This window comes from Streptomyces hiroshimensis (assembly GCF_014650335.1).
Taxonomy (GTDB): domain Bacteria; phylum Actinomycetota; class Actinomycetes; order Streptomycetales; family Streptomycetaceae; genus Streptomyces; species Streptomyces hiroshimensis.
On the sequence record NZ_BMUT01000002.1, the window covers coordinates 376,969 to 396,062 of the forward strand.

12 protein-coding genes are annotated in these 19,094 nt (G+C 72.4%); 11 read left to right on the top strand and 1 reads right to left on the bottom strand.

The genetic code is table 11. From position 1 onward, the window contains the following. Positions 1–133 precede the first annotated feature (133 nt). The 11 genes from mreC (at position 134) to obgE (ending at position 16,496) form a co-directional block, all read left to right on the top strand. Positions 134–1,066: a rod shape-determining protein MreC gene (gene mreC, locus IE241_RS07010; RefSeq protein WP_190020742.1), complete on the top strand. Its 933-nt coding sequence runs from the start codon at positions 134–136 to the stop codon at positions 1,064–1,066. A gap of 2 nt (positions 1,067–1,068) precedes the next feature. Then, a complete protein-coding gene (gene mreD / locus IE241_RS07015; protein WP_190020743.1) occupies positions 1,069–1,686 on the top strand; it encodes a rod shape-determining protein MreD in 618 nt (205 codons plus the stop codon). Then, positions 1,683–3,821: a penicillin-binding protein 2 gene (gene mrdA, locus IE241_RS07020; RefSeq protein ID WP_190020744.1), complete on the top strand. Its 2,139-nt coding sequence runs from the start codon at positions 1,683–1,685 to the stop codon at positions 3,819–3,821. Before mreD ends, mrdA begins: the two co-directional genes overlap by 4 nt. Beyond that, positions 3,818–5,017, top strand: coding sequence for a rod shape-determining protein RodA (rodA, locus tag IE241_RS07025; protein WP_190020745.1), 1,200 nt, complete (start codon positions 3,818–3,820; stop codon positions 5,015–5,017). The genes mrdA and rodA overlap by 4 nt, the downstream gene beginning before the upstream one ends. Before the next feature lie 119 nt (positions 5,018–5,136). Then, positions 5,137–6,675 carry a CYTH and CHAD domain-containing protein gene (locus IE241_RS07030; protein ID WP_190020746.1) on the top strand — a complete coding sequence of 513 codons (1,539 nt, stop codon included), beginning with the start codon at positions 5,137–5,139 and terminating at the stop codon, positions 6,673–6,675. A gap of 117 nt (positions 6,676–6,792) precedes the next feature. Next, positions 6,793–8,718, top strand: coding sequence for a TIGR03960 family B12-binding radical SAM protein (locus IE241_RS07035; RefSeq protein WP_190020747.1), 1,926 nt, complete (start codon positions 6,793–6,795; stop codon positions 8,716–8,718). A gap of 140 nt (positions 8,719–8,858) precedes the next feature. Continuing rightward, a complete protein-coding gene (locus tag IE241_RS07040) occupies positions 8,859–9,644 on the top strand; it encodes a TIGR03936 family radical SAM-associated protein (protein WP_190020748.1) in 786 nt (261 codons plus the stop codon). 221 nt (positions 9,645–9,865) lie between these two features. Then, a complete protein-coding gene (locus tag IE241_RS07045) occupies positions 9,866–14,041 on the top strand; it encodes an Rne/Rng family ribonuclease (protein WP_190020749.1) in 4,176 nt (1,391 codons plus the stop codon). 303 nt (positions 14,042–14,344) lie between these two features. Further along, complete coding sequence (rplU, locus tag IE241_RS07050) at positions 14,345–14,665, top strand: 50S ribosomal protein L21 (protein WP_030366503.1); 321 nt, start codon at positions 14,345–14,347, stop codon at positions 14,663–14,665. A 14-nt stretch (positions 14,666–14,679) separates the two neighbouring features. Continuing rightward, the gene (gene rpmA, locus IE241_RS07055) at positions 14,680–14,934 is read left to right on the top strand and encodes a 50S ribosomal protein L27 (RefSeq protein WP_058044469.1); all 255 of its coding nucleotides are present in this window, start codon (positions 14,680–14,682) and stop codon (positions 14,932–14,934) included. 125 nt (positions 14,935–15,059) lie between these two features. After that, positions 15,060–16,496: a GTPase ObgE gene (gene obgE, locus IE241_RS07060; RefSeq protein WP_190020750.1), complete on the top strand. Its 1,437-nt coding sequence runs from the start codon at positions 15,060–15,062 to the stop codon at positions 16,494–16,496. Positions 16,497–16,829: 333 nt separating this feature from the next. Here obgE and IE241_RS07065 read toward each other — a convergent pair whose 3' ends face one another. After that, positions 16,830–18,866: a CDP-glycerol glycerophosphotransferase family protein gene (locus tag IE241_RS07065; protein WP_190020751.1), complete on the bottom strand. Its 2,037-nt coding sequence runs from the start codon at positions 18,864–18,866 to the stop codon at positions 16,830–16,832. Between the last annotated feature and the right edge of the window lie 228 nt (positions 18,867–19,094).

Sequence of the window (19,094 nt, forward strand, 5' to 3'; positions counted from 1 at the left end):
GGCAGGGGGTGGCGCCAAAGGCACCCCGCGTACCGCCGCTGCCGGGAAACAACCTGATATACAGGCACAACGCTCCGGATGACCGGCCCGCCCCGCAGCCCGCCGGTCCTACGAGAAGGGCACGCCGCCGCACGTGAGGGACACACGAGAGAGCCGGCTGCTGCTGGTGCTGCTGGTCGCCATCGCCTTCGCACTGATCACGGTCGACATCCGTGGTGGCGAGCGGTCCCCGCTCGACGGCGTCCGGCACGCGGCGGCCTCCGTCTTCGGCCCCGTCGAGAAGGGCGTCGCCTCCGCGGTCGACCCCGTCGGCAACGCCGTGGCGGCCGTGCGTGACTCCGACGAGCGGCACAACCGCATCAGCGCCCTGGAGCGCGAGAACACCGGTCTCAAACAGCGCCTCGGCAGCGACGACCGCAACCGCGGCCGGGCCGCCGAGCTCGACGCCATGCTCAAGACCGCCGGCCGCGGCCAGTACGGCATCAAGGGCGCCCAGGTCATCGCCATAGGCGCGGCCCAGGGCTTCTCCTGGACCGTCACCATCGACGCCGGCAGCCGCGACGGCATCAAGCGCGACATGACCGTCCTCAACGGCGACGGCCTCGTCGGCCGCGTCACCACCGTCGCCCGCGACACCGCGACCGTCCTGCTCGCCAACGACCCCAAGTTCACCGTCGGCACCCGCATGGAGAAGAGCGGCGAGCTCGGCTTCGCCAACGGCCAGGGCGCCGGCGTCCTGCGGGTCGAACTGCTCAACGGCAAGGCGGCCGTCCGCCCCGGCGACCGCCTCGTCACCTTCGGCTCCAGCAGGGACAAGCCGTTCGTCCCCGGCGTCCCCGTCGGCGAGGTCACCCGCGTCGAACCCGCCGGCGGCAGCCTGACCCGCACCCTCCAGGTCCGTCCCTTCGTCGGCTACAGCAAGCTCGACATCGTCGGCGTCGTCGTCGAACCCCCGCGGACGGACCCCCGCGACACCGTGCTTCCGCCCAAGCCGGAAGCGCCCAAGCCCACGCCCACCGTGACCGTCACGGTCACGCCCTCCGCGAGCGCCAAACCCGAGGACTGACGATGCGCCTCAACCGGATCCTGCTCTCGACCGCGCTCGTGGTGGTCGCCCTCGTCGTGCAGGTGACCGTCCTGGCACGGCTCCACCTGCCGGGAGCCGTGCCAGACCCCCTGCTCCTCGTCGTCGTCGGGCTCGCCCTCGTCCACGGCCACACCAACGGCGCCGTCATCGGCTTCTGCGCCGGCCTGCTGGCCGACATCGCCCCGCCCGCCGACCACGCCACCGGGCGCTACGCCCTGGTCCTGTGCGTCATCGGCTATCTCGTCGGTCTCGCCCGGCCCGAGACGGGCAAGCTGCGCTCGGCCACCGTGCCCATGCTCGTCGTCGTCGCCGCGGCCGTCGGCTCCACGCTGCTCTACGCGGGCGTCGGCTCCCTCGTCGGCGACACCGCCGCCCGCAACGTCGGCCTCACCAGCCTCGTCTTCACCGCGGCCCTCTACGACCTGCTGCTGGCGCCTTTCGTCGTGCCGCTCGTCATGGCCATGGCCAGGCGCGTCCAGCCCGACCCGCTGTCCGCCGACGGCCCCAGCACGATGGGCGGCAGCCGCACCGGACGCGTAGGCGGCCAGCGCACCGGGCTGCGCCGGCCGGGACGGATGAAGGGGGTGAAGCGGCTGTGAGCAACCTGCCTGACGGTGGACGGACCTCACGTGTCACCATCCGCCTCGTCGTCATCCAGATCCTCGTCTTCTCCCTCCTGCTCACCCTCGCCGGCAGGCTCTGGTACCTCCAGATCCGCAACGGCGACGAGTACACCGCCGAAGCCGCCGACAACCACATCCAGCAGGTCGTCGCCCCCGCCACCCGCGGCTCGATACTGGACGCCCGCGGCGTCCCCCTCGCCGACAACGAGACCCGCCTCGTCGTCTCCGCGAGCCGCACCGACCTGATGAAGATGAAGGACAAGGGCCGCACCGTCCTCACCCGCCTCGCGGGCGTGCTGAACATGAAGCCCGAGGACGTCACCGCCAAGGTCCGGCTGTGCGACGCCAAGACCCCCAAGCCCTGCTGGGCCGGATCGCCCTACCAGCCCATCCCCATCACCGACGAGGCCACCACCCAGCAGGCCCTGCAGATCCGCGAGCGCGCCGAGGACTTCCCCGGCATCACCGCCGAGCCCACCGCCGTCCGCCGCTACGCCGGCCCCGGCGGCTCCAACACCGCCCAGGTCCTCGGCTACCTCTCGCCCGTCACCGACGACGAGATCATCAAGGCCAAGGCCGGCCGCTCCCCGCTGCTCCGCTCCGACCAGGTCGGCCGTTCCGGCCTGGAGCGGCAGTACGACTCGCAGCTGCGCGGCAAGGCCGGCGTCACCCGCTACGAGGTCGACAACCTCGGCCGCGTCATCGGCAAGGCCAAGAGCGACAAGGCCGTCCCCGGCGCCAACGTCGTCACCAGCATCGACGCCCGCGTGCAGGCCATAGCGGAACGGGAGCTGGACCAGGCGATGAAGGACGCCCGCAAGGAGGTCGACCGCAACACCGGCACCAACTACAAGGCCGACGCGGGCGCCGTCGTCGTCATGGAGGCGAAGACCGGCCGCGTCGTGGCCATGGCCTCCAACCCCACCTACGACCCCAACGCCTGGGTCGGCGGCATCTCCGCCAGGGACTACCAGAACCTCACCGGCAAGGACTCCGGCTTCCCGCTGCTCAACCGGGCGATCCAGGGCCAGGCCGCCCCCGGCTCGATCTTCAAGGTCGTCTCCGCCACCGCCGCCGTCAAGGCGGGCTACGCCTTCAACGACAACTACAACTGCTCCGCCTCGTACAGCATCGGCAACCAGGTCTTCAAGAACTTCGAGTCCAAGGGCTACGGCCCCATCAACCTCGGCCGGGCCCTGGAGGTCTCCTGCGACACCGTCTTCTACGACCTGGCCTACCGCCAGTGGCAGAAGGACGGCGGCAACAACCCCAAGCACCCGGGGGACTGGTTCTACAAGACCGCCCACGAGTTCGGCCTCGGCAAGGAGACCGGCATCGACCTCCCCAACGAGGTCACCGGCCGCATCCCCGACCGCGAGTGGAAGAAGAAGTACTGGGAGGCCAACAAGGACTCCTGGTGCAAGCAGGGCAAGACCGACAACAGCTACGCCGGGCAGATCGCCAAGGAGAACTGCGAGTCCGGCATGCGCATGCGCGCCGGTGACTCCGTCAACTACTCCATCGGCCAGGGCGACACCCTTGTCACCCCCCTCCAGATGGCCACCATCTACGCCGCCATCAGCAACGGCGGCACCCTCTGGAACCCCACCGTCGGCAAGGCCGTCATCAGCCCCGACGGCAGGACCGTCCAGGAGATCGCCCCGAAGTCGCACGGCAGGCTCCCGTTCGACGGCAGGACGCGCGACCAGATCGACGCCGCCCTCGCCGGCGTCGCCACCCAGGGGACCGCCGCCTGGCGCTTCGAGGGATGGCCCCAGAAAGAGATCCCGATGCACGCCAAGACCGGCACCGCCGAGGTCTACGGCAAGCAGACGACCTCCTGGTTCGCGACCTACACCGGCGACTACGCCGTCATCATGACGATCTCCCAGGGTGGCACCGGCTCCGGCGCCTCCGGCCCCGCCGTGCGCAACATCTACAACGCCCTCTACGGCGTCGACGAGAAGGGCAAGATCGACGCCAAGAAGGCCCTCCTGCCGCACCCGCAGACCGGCCTGCCGAAGATCGAGAAGGACGGCACCATCGAGGCCCAGCCCATCGAGCCGCCCCCGCCCAGCCCCTCGGCCCGGAAGGAGGAGAAGGACACGTGACCGCCACCGACGGCTACCGCGCCCGCCGCTACAGCCCCGAGCGCTCCGCCTGGGGCCGCCTCACCGCCCGCGACTCCGTCCTCCGCCGCCTCGACTGGGTGATGGTCTGGGCCGCCCTCGCCCTCTCCGGCATCGGCACCCTCCTCGTCTACTCGGCCACCCGCAACCGCACCGAGCTCAACCAGGGCGACCCGTACTACTTCCTGCTCCGCAACATCCTCAACACCGGCATCGGCCTGGGCCTGGCCGTCGGCGCCGTCTGGGTCGGCCACCGCGCCCTGCGTGGCGCCGTGCCCATCCTCTACGTCATCTCCGTCGTGCTCACCGTCGCCGTCCTCACCCCGCTCGGCGCCACCATCAACGGCGCCCGGTCCTGGATCCAGCTCGGCGGCGGCTTCTCCCTCCAGCCCTCCGAATTCACCAAGATCACCATCGCGCTGGGCATGGCGATGCTGCTCGCCGCCAAGGTCGACGCCGGGGAGCGGCTCCACCCCGACCACCGCACCGTCGTCGAGGCCCTCGGCCTCGCCGCGCTGCCCATCGTCGTCATCCTGCTGATGCCCGACCTCGGCTCCGTGATGGTGCTCGTCGTCATCGTCCTCGCCGTGCTGCTGGCCTCCGGCGCCTCCAACCGCTGGGTCGCCGGGCTGCTCGGCACCGGCGTCCTCGGCTGTGTCCTCATCTGGCAGCTCGGCGTCCTCGACGAGTACCAGATCAACCGCTTCGCCGCCTTCGCCAACCCCGCGCTCGACCCCTCCGGCGTCGGCTACAACACCAACCAGGCCCGTATCGCCATCGGCTCCGGCGGCCTCCTCGGCTCCGGCCTCTTCCACGGCTCCCAGACCACCGGGCAGTTCGTCCCCGAGCAGCAGACCGACTTCATCTTCACCGTCGCGGGCGAGGAACTCGGCTTCGTCGGCGCCGGGGCGATCATCTTCCTCGTCGGCGTCGTCATCTGGCGCGCGTGCCGGATCGCCCGCGAGACGACCGAGCTCTACGGGACGATCGTGGCAGCCGGGATCATCGCCTGGTTCGCCTTCCAGTCCTTCGAGAACATCGGGATGACCCTGGGGATCATGCCGGTGACGGGCCTGCCGCTGCCGTTCGTGTCGTACGGGGGATCGTCGATGTTCGCGGCGTGGATCGCGATCGGGCTCTTGCAGTCGATCAAGGTGCAGCGCCCGGTGTCGGCGTAGCCGGAGAAAATCAGCCCGTCCGGCGTTTGAGGACCGGGGTCCGGGGCGGAGCCCCGGGTACGGCGGCGCGGCTGACAAAGGGCTGCCCCGTGGGGCACATGCGCACTAGATTCGGCACTATGGCGGACACTCTGCGCGAGATCGAGCGGAAGTACGAAGCCGGGAACCACGCCGGAGGCGCGTCGCTGCCCGACCTGAGCCGTGTCGCGGGCGTCGCGAGCGTCACCGACGAAGGCACGCACAAACTCGACGCCGTCTACTACGACACCGCGGACCGGCGCCTCGCCGCCGCCGGCATCACCCTGCGCCGCCGCACCGGCGGTTCCGACGAGGGCTGGCACCTCAAGCTGCCCGTCGCCCCCAATGTGCGGGACGAGATCCGGGCGCCCCTCTCACCGGACGTGCCGCGTGCCCTCGCCGCCCTCGTCCGGGCCCGCGTCCGGCAGGCCGCGCTCGTCCCCCTCGTCCGCATCCGCTCCCGCCGCGAGGTCAGCCGCCTCCTCGACGCCCGGGGCACGCTCCTCGCCGAGGCCAGCGCCGACAAGGTCAGAGCCGACCGCCTCGGCGACGGCGGCCGCAGCGCCCGCTGGACCGAGTTCGAGGTGGAGCTCGGCAGCGGCACCGATCCCGCCTTCCTCGACACCGTCGAGGAGTGCCTCCTGGAGGAGGGCCTGAGCCCCTCCGACGCGCCGTCGAAGCTGGCGAGGGCGCTGCAGGAAACGGGGGACGGGAAGAAGGCGGAGAAGCCGGGGAAGAAGGGCCACCGGGGCCCCGCCACCGCCGGGGACCACGTCCTCGCCTACGTACGGCAGCAGGCCGACGCCCTGCTCGTGTACGACACCGCCGTCCGCCGCGACGCCGAGGACTCCGTCCACCAGATGCGCGTCGCCACGCGCCGCCTGCGCAGCGCCTTCCGCACGTACCGCGACGTCCTGGACCGTAAGGTCACCGACCCGCTCGGCGTGGAGCTGAAGTGGCTCGCCGAGGAGCTCGGCGCCGACCGGGACCGCGAGGTCATCGCCGCCCGCCTGCAGGAAGACCTCGCCGCACTGCCGGACGCGCTCGTCCTCGGGCCCGTCCGTGCCCGGCTGCGGATCTACGCGGCCGGCCGCGTCAGGGGCTCCCGCAAGCGCGTCCTCGCCCTCCTCGACGGCGAGCGCTACCTCGCCCTCCTGGACGCGCTCGACGCCCTCCTCGCCGACCCGCCCCTGCGCAAGGCCGCCGCGCTCCCCGCGCCGGAGGTCCTGGCCGGGGCCGTCCTGCACGACTACGAGCGGCTGGCCGGCCGCGTCGAGCACGCCCTCGCCACGGGCCGCGGCCCCCGGCGCGACACCGCCCTCCACGACGCCCGCAAGGCGGCCAAGCGCGCCCGCTACGCCGCCGAGGCCGCCGTGCCCGCGCTCGGCAAGCCGGCCAAGCGCTTCACGTCCCGCATGAAGAAGGTCCAGACGCTCCTCGGCGACCACCAGGACAGCGTCATGACCCGCACGGCCCTGCGCACCCTCGCGGCGGAGGCCCACGCGGCGGGGGAGAGCACGTTCACCCTGGGACTGCTGTACGGCCGGGAGGAGCGGCGGGCCGCGTGGGACGAGACGGAGCTGCCGCTGGTGTGGCGCAAGGCGTCCCGGAAGCGGTACCGGGCGAAGCTGCGGGCGTGACCTTAAGCCCGGCTGCTCCCCGCAGATGCAGGGCTGGTCAAGATCGCGTGCAAGGGGCGATTCCCGGCACGTTACGCTTGAGAGTCGCCCCTTGCCAGCTCACGAAGGTCCCCCCAGATGACTGCCGAATCGGTCTTCCCACAGCTCGAGGCCCTGCTCCCGCATGTGCAGAAGCCCATCCAGTACGTCGGTGGAGAGCTCAACTCCACGGTCAAGCCGTGGGAGAGCACGGACGTGCGCTGGGCCCTCATGTACCCGGACGCCTACGAGGTCGGCCTGCCCAACCAGGGCGTCATGATCCTTTACGAGGTCCTCAACGAGCGCGAGGGCGTCCTCGCCGAGCGCACGTACAGCGTGTGGCCGGACCTTGAGGAGCTCATGCGTGAGCACAAGGTGCCGCAGTTCACCGTGGACAGCCACCGGCCGGTCAAGGCGTTCGACGTCTTCGGCCTGAGCTTCTCCACCGAGCTGGGCTACACCAACATGCTCACCGCGCTCGACCTGGCCGGCATCCCGCTGGAGTCCAAGGACCGCACGATCGACGACCCGATCGTCCTCGCGGGCGGTCACGCCGCCTTCAACCCCGAGCCGATCGCGGACTTCATCGACTGCGCGGTCATCGGCGACGGCGAGCAGGCCGTCCTGGAGATCACCGAGATCGTCCGGGCCTGGAAGGCGGAGGGCCGCCCCGGCGGCCGCGAGGAGCTGCTGTTCCGTCTCGCGAAGACGGGCGGGGTGTACGTCCCGGCCTTCTACGACGTCGAGTACCTGCCGGACGGCCGCATCGGCCGTGTCGTGCCCACCAAGTCCGGCGTGCCGTGGCGCGTGTCCAAGCACACCGTCATGGACCTGGACGAGTGGCCGTACCCGAAGCAGCCGCTCGTGCCGCTCGCGGAGACCGTCCACGAGCGCATGTCCGTCGAGATCTTCCGCGGCTGCACCCGCGGCTGCCGCTTCTGCCAGGCCGGCATGATCACGCGCCCCGTGCGGGAGCGAAGCATCACCGGCATCGGCGAGATGGTCGACAAGGGTCTCAAGGCGACCGGCTTCGAGGAGGTCGGCCTCCTCTCGCTGTCCTCCGCCGACCACACCGAGATCGGTGACATCGCCAAGGGCCTGGCGGACCGGTACGAGGAGGACAAGATCGGTCTGTCCCTCCCCTCCACCCGCGTGGACGCCTTCAACGTCGACCTCGCCAACGAGCTGACGCGCAACGGCCGCCGCTCCGGTCTGACGTTCGCCCCCGAGGGCGGCTCCGAGCGCATGCGCAAGGTCATCAACAAGATGGTCTCGGAAGAGGACCTGATCCGTACCGTCGCCACGGCGTACGGCAACGGCTGGCGCCAGGTGAAGCTGTACTTCATGTGCGGCCTGCCGACCGAGACCGACGAGGACGTGCTGCAGATCGGCGACATGGCGGTCAACGTGATCGCCAAGGGCCGCGAGGTCTCCGGCTCCAACGACATCCGCTGCACCGTCTCCATCGGCGGCTTCGTGCCCAAGCCGCACACCCCGTTCCAGTGGGCCCCGCAGCTCTCCGCGGAGGAGACGGACGCCCGCCTGCAGAAGCTGCGCGACAAGATCCGCGGTGACAAGAAGTACGGCCGTTCGATCGGTTTCCGCTACCACGACGGCAAGCCCGGCATCATCGAGGGCCTGCTCTCGCGCGGTGACCGGCGGGTCGGCGCAGTCATCCGCGCGGTCTATGAGGACGGCGGCCGCTTCGACGGCTGGCGCGAGCACTTCTCCTACGACCGCTGGATCAAGTGCGCCGAGCAGACGCTGCCGGAGCAGGGCGTGGACGTCGCCTGGTACACGACGCGCGAGCGTACGTACGAGGAGGTCCTGCCCTGGGACCACCTGGACTCCGGTCTCGACAAGGACTGGCTCTGGGAGGACTGGCAGGACGCCCTTGACGAGACCGAGGTCGAGGACTGCCGCTGGACGCCGTGCTTCGACTGCGGCGTGTGCCCGCAGATGGACACGTCCATCCAGATCGGCCCGACGGGCAAGAAGCTGCTGCCGCTCTCCGTCGTCAAGTAAGAACGCTTGTTCGAGTGGGGGTCCTGCCGGGTTGGCAGGGCCCCCGCGGCACGTACTCTAGGTAGCAGTACGACCGCTCTCACGAAGGAATCAGACCACTGGGCAAGCGACAGCCCGAAGGCCCCCCGCCCGCTCCCGCGGTGCAGCGCATTCGCTTGCGCTACACCAAGCGCGGCCGCCTCCGGTTCACCAGCCACCGTGACTTCCAGCGCGCCTTCGAGCGCGCCCTGCGGCGCGCCGAGGTGCCCATGGCGTACTCGGCGGGCTTCACCCCGCACCCCAAGGTGTCGTACGCCAATGCCGCACCCACCGGCACGGGCAGTGAGGCCGAGTACCTGGAGATCCAGCTCGCCGAGGTCCGCGACGTGGAGCAGCTGCGCAAGCTGCTCGACGAGTCGCTGCCGGACGGGCTGGACATCACGGACGCCGTGGAGGCCCGTACGTCCTCCTTCGCCGACCGGCTGGAGGCCTCCGTCTGGGAGCTGCGGCTGGACGGCGTGGAGGCCGCGGACGCCGAGCGCGCCGTGGCGGCGTTCACGGCCGCCGAGCAGGTGGACGTCCAGCGCCGCACCAAAAACGGGGTGCGGACCTTCGACGCCCGTGGCGCCGTGGTCCGGCTCGAAGCGCGGGACGCCGCGGCCGATAGGCCCGGCGACGGTCCCTGTGCGATACTGCGGCTGGTTGTTCGGCATGCCACACCCGCCGTTCGACCCGACGACGTCCTGTCCGGTCTCCGCGCTACGGCCGACCTGGCGCCGCCGGTCCCCGCTGCGGTGACCAGGCTGGCGCAGGGGCTGCTCGATGAGGAGTCCGGCACGGTGACCGACCCGCTCGCGCCCGACCGCGAAGCCGCCCCGGCCTTCCCCACCACGGCCGCCGGGCCGAGCCCCGCAGGCGATGTGCAGGTGCCGGAAGGTTCCGCGTAAGGACGGCCGTCGAAGCGCCGCCGGACACCAGGGAGCCACCCGGTGCGGCAGGCGCACTGACCAGGAGACTTTCGCCGGTGCCGATGAGCATCGGACCCGGCGAGCGAGACGACAGCTCCCGTGCGGCGACCGCGCCCCGGACGGCGGTACCGCGCACATCACGCGGGCCGGCGGGCCGGAACCGGCGCGGCGCCCGGGAGCGTGACGGGAGAACCGCCCGCATGCTCGAATCCATTGAGCCCACTGAGCCCGGCCCTGCCGGGACCGAATCCGACAACACCGGCCCCGGCGACACGCTGCCGGCACGTCGCCGCCGCCGTGCGGCTTCCCGCCCCGCGGGCCCGCCGGCCGCAGCCGCAGCCTCGTCCGAGGCCCCCGAAGCCGCCGCCGCACCTGCGGCGGAGGCCCCTGCGGCGCCGGAGGCCGAGGCCTCGGCCGCTCCTTCGACGCCCGCCCGCCCGCGCCGCCGCGCCACCCGTAAGGCCACCGCGTCCACCGGTGCGCCGAAGGCCGCCGAGCCGGCCGTGGCGACCGCCCCCGAGGTGGCCGAGTCCCCGCAGCCGGTGGATCTGACCGCCGAGCCCGCCGAGGAGCCCGCGGCCGAGCCCGCTCCCCGTACGCGCCGCCGTGCCACCCGTAAGGCCACCGCGCCGGCGGGTGCGCCGAAGGGTGCCGCAGCCGTCGTCGAGCCGGTCGAGCCGGCCGTCGCCGCCGCCGTCGCGGAAGAGGCCGAGGAGGAGGCCGAGGAGCTGCAGGCCGCTCCGGCAGCCCCTGCCCGTACGCGCCGCCGTGCCACCCGTAAGGCCACCGCCCCGGCGGGTGCCCCGCAGGCCGCCGAGGCCGCCGCCGAGCCCGTCGAGGCCCCGGCCGCCGCCGAGCCGGTCGCCGAGGCCGCCCCTGAGGCTGCAGAGGCCGCTGCTCCTGCCCGTCCGCGCCGTCGCGCCGTGCGCCGTGCTTCCGCTCCGGCGGGTGCGCCGCAGGCTGCCGAGGCCGCCGAGCCGGTCGTCGCCGAGGCCGTGGAGGCCCCGGTCGCCGAGGCCGCCCCTGAGGCTGCAGAGGCCGCTGCTCCTGCCCGTCCGCGCCGTCGCGCCGTGCGCCGTGCCTCCGCTCCGGCCGGTGCGCCGCAGGCCGCCGAGGCCGTCGTGGAGCCGTCCGCGGCCGTCGCCGAGCCCGTGGCCGAAGAGCCGCAGGAGAGCGCCGCTCCGGCCCGTACGCGCCGCCGTGCCACCCGTAAGGCGACCGCTCCGGCGGGTGCCCCGCAGGCCGCCGAGCAGGTCACCGAGCCCGCCGAGGCCGTCGCCGAGCCCGAGGAGCAGGCCCCCGCCGCCGAGCCCCGTGGCCGCCGTACGCGCCGCCGTGCCACCGCCCCCGCCGCCGCCCCGGCCGAGCAGCCCGCCGAGGCCGCCGCCGAGCCGGCTCCGGCCCGTGCGCGGACGCGTCGCCGCGTCGCCGCCGGTGACGCCGAGCAGGCCGCCGCCGCTCTTGAGGCCGCCAAGGAGGCGAGCCGCGCCCGCGAGGCCAGGACCACCGAGGCCGCACCGGCCGCGGAGGCCGCCGCCCCTGCGCGTGGTGGCCGCCGCCGCGCCGTGCGCCCCCCGACGGCCGTCTTCCAGGCGCCCGTCTTCACCGAGCCGATGTTCCAGACCCCGGAGACCGCCGCGGCTGCCGCAGCCGCGGCCGCCGAGGAGGAGGAGCCGGCCGAGGTCGAGGCCGTGGAGGAGCGCGTCGTCGAGGCGCAGCCCGCCGGCCGCCGCCGTCGCCGCCGCCGTGGCGAGCCCGCCGAGGCCGAGCAGGCGCAGCCCGCTGCCGCCGCCCCGGCCGCCGAGGAGGAGCCGGAGGCCGAGGAGGCCGAGGCCGCCGCCGAGGACGAGGAGCAGGGCGAGCGCCCGTCGCGTCGCCGTCGCCGGGGTGGCCGTCGCCGCCGCCGTGGCGAGGCCGCGGACGCCGAGGGCGAGTTCGAGGACGAGCAGGCCGCCGAGGCCGAGGAGGCCGAGGCCCGCGAGGAGGAGCCCGAGGAGGGCGAGGCCGAGGCCGAGGAGGCCGCCGGCAGCGCCGGCAGCCGTCGTCGCCGTCGCCGTCGCCGCCGCAGCGGTGAGGCCGTCGACACCGAGCCGGGTGCGGACGAGCCGGAGCGTACGGTCGTCAAGGTCCGCGAGCCCCGCAAGCGCGAGGAGCGCGAGCCCGGCACCGGCTTCGACGAGGTGCAGTCCATCAAGGGCTCGACCCGTATGGAGGCGAAGAAGCAGCGCCGCCGTGAGGGCCGCGAGCAGGGCCGCCGCCGTGTGCCGATCATCACGGAGGCCGAGTTCCTGGCCCGCCGCGAGGCCGTCGAGCGGGTGATGGTCGTCCGCCAGAGCGGCGAGCGCACCCAGATCGGCGTGCTGGAGGACAACGTCCTCGTCGAGCACTTCGTCAACAAGGAGCAGGCCACCAGCTACGTCGGCAACGTCTACCTGGGCAAGGTCCAGAACGTGCTGCCGTCGATGGAGGCCGCCTTCGTCGACATCGGCAAGGGCCGCAACGCCGTCCTGTACGCCGGCGAGGTCAACTTCGAGGCGCTCGGCATGGGCAACGGCCCGCGCCGCATCGAGACCGCGCTGAAGTCCGGCCAGTCCGTGCTCGTCCAGGTCACCAAGGACCCGATCGGGCACAAGGGCGCGCGTCTGACCAGCCAGGTCTCCCTCCCGGGCCGCTACCTCGTGTACGTGCCCGAGGGTTCGATGACCGGCATCAGCCGCAAGCTCCCCGACACCGAGCGCGCGCGCCTGAAGACCATCCTCAAGAAGATCGTCCCCGAGGACGCGGGCGTCATCGTGCGCACCGCCGCCGAGGGCGCGAGCGAGGACGAGCTGCGCCGTGACGTCGAGCGTCTGCAGGCGCAGTGGGAGGACATCCAGAAGAAGTCGAAGCAGATCTCGACGAGCTCGCCGAGCCTGCTCTACGGCGAGCCGGACATGACCGTCCGCGTCGTCCGCGACATCTTCAACGAGGACTTCTCCAAGGTCATCGTCAGCGGTGACCAGGCCTGGGAGACCATCCACGGCTACGTCTCGCACGTCGCGCCCGACCTGGCCGAGCGGCTGCAGAAGTGGACGTCGGACGTCGACGTCTTCGCCACGTACCGGATCGACGAGCAGCTGATGAAGGCGCTGGACCGCAAGGTCTGGCTGCCGAGCGGCGGCTCGCTGGTGATCGACCGGACCGAGGCGATGGTCGTCGTCGACGTCAACACCGGCAAGTTCACCGGCCAGGGCGGCAACCTGGAGGAGACGGTCACCAGGAACAACCTGGAGGCGGCCGAGGAGATCGTGCGCCAGCTGCGGCTGCGCGACCTCGGCGGCATCATCGTGATCGACTTCATCGACATGGTGCTGGAGTCCAACCGGGACCTGGTGCTGCGGCGCCTGCTGGAGTGCCTGGGCCGGGACCGGACGAAGCACCAGGTCGCCGAGGTGACCTCGCTGGGTCTGGTCCAGATGACCCGTAAGCGGGTGGGCCAGGGCCTGCTGGAGTCCTTCTCCGAGAGCTGCGTGCACTGCAACGGCCGCGGCGTGATCGTCCACATGGACCAGCCGGCGTCCGTCGGCGGCGGCGGTGGCGGCAAGCGCGGCAAGAAGAAGGGCAAGGGTGCGGCTGCCGCGCCCGAGCACGAGCACGTGCACGAGGCGGCTCCGGCCGTCGAGGAGGCCCCCGCGGCCGCCGCCGAGCCGGCCCACGAGGAGCCCGAGCTGGAGCCCGTGGCCGTCACGGAGGCGCAGCTGCAGCCGTCGATCGGCGGCGACGAGGAGTGGTTCGGCAGCGCCGCGGAGGCGGAGGCCGCCTCTTCCAAGCGTGGCCGTACGCGCCGCCGGGCGACCCGTAAGGCGTCCGCCCCGGCGGGTGCGCCGCGGGCCGCCGCAGCCGAGCCCGAGGTCGTCGTGGAGGCGCCTGCGCCGCAGGCCGCCGCTCCGGAGGCCGTCGCCGAGCCCGTGGCCGAGCCCGTGGCGGAGGCGGCCCCGGCCGCGCCCGCCCGGCCGCGCCGCCGGGTGACCCGCCGGGCGTCCGCGCCCGCGGGCTCGCCGTCGGACACGGAGGCCGCCGTGGTGGTCGTCCCGTCCGTGGCCGCGGCCGCGGAGCCGGCCTCCGAGCCGGTGTCCGAGGGCGTCGAGGGTGCCGAGGGCGTCGCCGAGGCCGAGGCCCCGGCCGAGAAGCCCGCCCGCAAGACGGCCGCGAAGAAGGCCACCGCCAAGAAGGCTCCGGCGAAGAAGGCCGCTGCCAAGAAGACGGCGGCCAAGAAGACGACGACCGCGAAGAAGGCCACGGCCAAGAAGGCCGCCACGAAGACGGCGGCCAAGAAGGCCCCGGCCAAGCGGGCGACGAAGAAGGCCGCGGAAGCGGTGTCCTCCTCGGAGGACTGAGTGACGTGGACGGGGCCCGGCCGGTGACGGCCGGGCCCCGTCTTCCGGCCCCGCCGGGGCCGAGCTCGGCGTGGTCGTGCGTGCCCTGCGCGGAGACGGCCACCCCGGCGAGGGGCCGGTTTGACCCGTTCGTCAAGGGCACGTAATCTTGACGGTCGGTGTCTGTTACGGCGCCACGCCACTGAGCAAACCCCTCCCGGCCCGCCGGGAGAGGCCGTTCGTCCACTCGGACAGTCACGGGCCCCGGCCCGTGCGAGCGGCTGGCATCAGAGGTCCCTTTACTAGCGAGAGAGTGAGATCCGCGTGTACGCAATCGTGCGTAGCGGCGGTCGCCAGCACAAGGTTGCTGTCGGCGACATCGTCGAGGTTGACAAGATTTCCACCGGCAAGGTGGGCGACGCGGTCGAGCTCTCGACGCTGCTCGTCGTCGACGGCGAGAACGTCACCAGCGACCCGTGGGTCCTGGCCGGCATCAAGGTCTCGGCCGAGATCGTCGACCACCACAAGGGTGCCAAGATCGACATCCTGAAGTACAAGAACAAGACCGGTTACCGCAAGCGCATCGGTCACCGCCAGCAGTACACCGCGGTGAAGATCACCGGCATCCCCACGGCTGCGAAGTAAGGGACTGAGGAGACATGGCACACAAGAAGGGCGCATCGTCCACCCGGAACGGTCGCGACTCCAACGCTCAGCGGCTCGGCGTGAAGCGCTTCGGCGGTCAGGTCGTCAACGCCGGTGAGATCCTGGTCCGCCAGCGTGGCACCCACTTCCACCCGGGCGCCGGTGTCGGTCGCGGTGGCGACGACACGCTGTTCGCGCTTGAGGCCGGTGCGGTGCAGTTCGGCACCCACCGTGGCCGCAAGGTCGTCAACATCGTTCCGGCCGTCTGATCCTTCGGATCGGATAGCCGTAGAGCGATAAGCGAGGGCGGACCTCCCTTCCCTGCCGGGAAGTGGGGCCGCCCTCGTTGCGTTACAACAGAGACAATCCCGTATGTACCTGGAGGCACACCGCTATGACCACCTTCGTGGACCGCGTCGAGCTGCACGTCGCCGCGGGTAACGGAGGCCACGGCTGCGCCTCCGTTCACCGTGAGAAGTTCAAGCCGCTCGGCGGCCCGGACGGTGGCAACGGCGGCCGTGGCGGCGACGTGATCCTGGTCGTGGACCAGTCCGTCACCACCCTGCTGGAGTACCACCACAGCCCCCACCGCAAGGCCACCAACGGCAAGCCCGGCGAGGGCGGCAACCGCTCCGGCAAGGACGGCTCCGACCTCGTCCTGCCCGTCCCGGACGGCACCGTCGTCCTCGACGCCAAGGGCAACGTCCTGGCCGACCTCGTCGGCGAGGGCACCACCTACATCGCCGCCCAGGGCGGCCGCGGCGGCCTCGGCAACGCCGCGCTGGCCTCGGCCCGCCGCAAGGCGCCCGGCTTCGCCCTGCTGGGCGAGCCCGGCCAGACCGGCGACGTCGTCCTGGAGCTCAAGACCGTCGCCGACGTGGCCCTCGTCGGCTACCCGAGCGCCGGCAAGTCCTCGCTGATCTCGGTGCTCTCCGCGGCCAAGCCGAAGATCGCCGACTACCCCTTCACCACGCTCGTCCCGAACCTGGGCGTGGTCACGGCCGGTGCCACCGTCTACACCATCGCCGACGTGCCCGGCCTGATCCCCGGCGCCAGCCAGGGCAAGGGCCTCGGCCTGGAGTTCCTGCGCCACGTCGAGCGCTGCTCGGTGCTCGTGCACGTGCTGGACACCGCCACGCTGGAGTCCGAGCGCGACCCGCTGACCGACCTCGACGTCATCGAGGCGGAGCTGCAGCAGTACGGCGGTCTGGAGGACCGGCCGCGCATCGTCGTCCTCAACAAGGTCGACATCCCCGACGGCCAGGACCTCGCGGACATGATCCGTCCGGACCTGGAGGCCCGCGGCTACCGCATCTTCGAGGTCTCGGCCGTCTCCCGGCAGGGCCTGAAGGAGCTGTCCTTCGCGCTGGCCGGCATCGTCGCCGAGGCGCGCGCCGCCAAGCCGAAGGAGGAGGCGACCCGCATCGTCATCCGCCCGAAGGCCGTCGACGACGCGGGCTTCACCGTCACCCTGGAGGAGGACGGCCTCTACCGCGTGCGCGGCGAGAAGCCGGAGCGCTGGGTGCGCCAGACCGACTTCAACAACGACGAGGCCGTCGGCTACCTGGCCGACCGCCTCAACCGCCTCGGCGTCGAGGAGGAGCTGATGAAGGCCGGTGCCCGCGCGGGCGACGGCGTCGCCATCGGCTCCGAGGACGACGCGGTCGTCTTCGACTGGGAGCCGTCGATGGCCGCCGGTGCGGAGATGCTGGGCCGCCGTGGCGAGGACCACCGCCTTGAGGCGCCGCGGCCTGCGGCGCAGCGGCGCCGTGACCGTGACGCGGAGCGGGACGAGGCGGACCGCGAGTTCGACGAGTTCAACCCGTTCTAACGGCTCCGCGCAGGGCGCGTCCGTGCGCCCCGTAAGGGGCGCGGGGAACTGCGCGACCAGCCGAAGGCGGCCCGCAGCCGCCCGACTGGCGCAGCGCGCAGGCTCATTGGGCCGTGACTGACACGTAAGGCCCCCGGGAGATCCCTCCCGGGGGCCTTACGTATGGCCGGAGGCCAGGTGCTACGTCGGCTGCGGGCCGACTGTGGTTGCTCGCGCAGTTCCCCGCGCCCCTTACGGGGCGTGGTGCCGCGCGCCGACCGGTCGCGCCCACGCGGCGGAGCCGCAGATCGGCACAGCCCCGCGCCCCTTACGGGGCACGAAGGTGACGCGGCGTTACACGGCGGCAGCCGTGTCCGCCTCGCGCTGTGTCGGGATCTCGGAGGCGCGTGCCTCCATCCGTGCGCGGCGGGCGTCCGCCTCCGCGGCGAGCGCCAGCGCCGCCGCGTTGAAGCGGACGAGCGACGGCGGGTCGGACGGGCCGAGCAGCTGGACCTTGAGCTCGGCGCGGGCCTCGGCGAGGCCGTCCAGGCGGGGGTCGCGGACGGCCGCGAGCAGCCCCGCGACCTCCCCGGCTTCCGGGGTGAGGATGGTCGCCGCGCTGACGGTCGGGAAGTTCGTGCGGAACTCCTCCTCGGTCATGCCGCTGGTGTTCGCGACGGCGTACGGCTTCTCGCTGATCAGGTAGTCCGAGACGACGCTCGACACGTCGCTGATCAGGACGTCCGCCTCGTTGAAGCAGCTGAAGAGCGCCGGGCGGGCGGTGGTGATGATCTGGTGCTCCCACTCCGGCAGGGAGGCCCAGTAGGCGGCCTCCCAGGCGGCGGTGGCGGCCTCGACGGTCGCGGCGCGGCCCGCCTCGGGGGTGCCCTGGAGCATCATCCGCTCGATCTCGTCCGCGCTGTCGCGGAACGTGCTCGTCGTCAGGCGGTCGAGCTCGGTCGTGCGGCGGGCCAGCTCGGCGGCGGCCTCCGGGCCCGGGCGGGCGCCGGTCCGCGCGGCGACGGCCTCGCGGATCATGGCCTGGATGCGCTCGTTGGCACGGCCCGCGCGCGGGTCGACGGAGCCGGTCATCGGGTGCGGCTTGTAGAGCAGGCGCACCTTGGGGTCGGCGAGGAGCGCGCGGACGATGTTCTCGCCGGCGAGCATCACCGAGGTGTTGCCGGGGTTGCCGTCCCAGCCCTCCCACGTGGGGGCGTACAGCACGGTGGTGAACTCGCGCGTGGGCGCGCCCGCGTACGGCCGGATCGGCGCCAGCTGCGGGCGGCCGACCTCGACGACGTCGCGGTCGTCGACGCCGATGTCGGCGAGCTGGTAGCGCTCGCGGGCGGCGGGGCCGGCGACCCAGATCTCGTCGTACGCCTTGGAGTACGGGTTGCAGCTGGAGAGCTTGTCGCTCTCGCCGTGGTTGATGAAGGCGTGCTTGATCGACGGCATCCGCAGGACCTGCGAGGTCTTACCGGAGTTCGCCGGGTGGATCATCATCTTCAGCGAGGACTTCTCCAGGGCCATCAGGTGGACGACCTTGGGGATGCAGATGATCGGCACGTCGGTGGCCTCGATCTTCTGCACCATGAAGCGCTCGCGGAGCACGATCACGGGGTTGCCGTCGAGCGCGGCGAGGGTGGAGAGCCACATGTTGGCCTGGTAGGCCGAGGTGGTGCCGCCCGAGAAGTACATGCCGGCGGAGGGCTTGTAGTCGGCCAGCCAGCGGTCGAGCCACTCCAGGGCGCGCTGCTCGCTGGCGATGCGCTTCTTCGGCCGCAGCCAGCCCGCGAGGTGGAGCGTGCCGCCGGCGGCGAGCAGGAAGGCCGCGCCGACGCCGAGCACGCCCCACAGGGGCTTCTCGGTGCCGACGGTGACCAGCAGGCCCGCGGTGGCCGGGATCGCGAAGCGCAGCAGCCGGCGGCCGTGCTGGCGGGCCAGCAGACGCGGCGGGGCGGCGGTCAGGCGCAGGCCGGAGGTGTCGATGTTGCGCGTCACGAAGGGCAGCGTGCGGCTGCGCCGGACCAGGATCGCGGTGGCCTGGCAGGCGAGGTGCGCGGCGTAGAAGAGGACGAGCCCGACGAAGACGGGGGCGTATCCGCGCAGCGAGCCGTCGCCCTGGAGCCGCAGCAGCCCGAGGAGGACCAGCATGTCGCGCAGCAGCTGCCGGACCATGACGTCGAAGCGGACCTTGCCGAGGACGGCGACGAGACCGGGGTCACGGTGCTGCAGGTAGAGATCGAGGGCGAGCCCCGCCGCGGAGGCGGCGATCAGCAACGGCACGTTGGGCAGCAGGGCGCCGACGAGCTGCGTGGCGAAGAACACCAGCATCGCGATCAGCGCCGCGGCCTGGACGGCGCGTCGGGAGGCTGTTCCGGCAGAAGGCACTGGGAGGGCTCCTGGCAGGCGGACTAGAGGGGGGGCGGGTGGGCGTGGGGGAACCGTGCCTGGGCAACGGTCGACTACCGACCGTATGACGCGGGCCGGTCCACGAGCAATCTTCCGTGACGGCAATCATCGCAAAACAGGGCCGAACGACCACAATCTCAGACGGTAGATTTGCGGGCCTGAGGCAGCCCGGAAGAGGCGGGCGACCGGCGATCACCCGAGGTGTGT

Excerpts from the sequence above, each read along its gene's own strand:
- IE241_RS07030 (WP_190020746.1), top strand. The coding sequence starts at position 5,137 with ATGGCGGACACTCTGCGCGAGATCGAGCGGAAGTACGAAGCCGGGAAC.
- IE241_RS07035 (WP_190020747.1), top strand. The coding sequence starts at position 6,793 with ATGACTGCCGAATCGGTCTTCCCACAGCTCGAGGCCCTGCTCCCGCAT.
- IE241_RS07045 (WP_190020749.1), top strand. The coding sequence starts at position 9,866 with ATGCTCGAATCCATTGAGCCCACTGAGCCCGGCCCTGCCGGGACCGAA.
- mreD (WP_190020743.1), top strand. The coding sequence starts at position 1,069 with ATGCGCCTCAACCGGATCCTGCTCTCGACCGCGCTCGTGGTGGTCGCC.
- rpmA (WP_058044469.1), top strand. The coding sequence starts at position 14,680 with ATGGCACACAAGAAGGGCGCATCGTCCACCCGGAACGGTCGCGACTCC.
- obgE (WP_190020750.1), top strand. The coding sequence starts at position 15,060 with ATGACCACCTTCGTGGACCGCGTCGAGCTGCACGTCGCCGCGGGTAAC.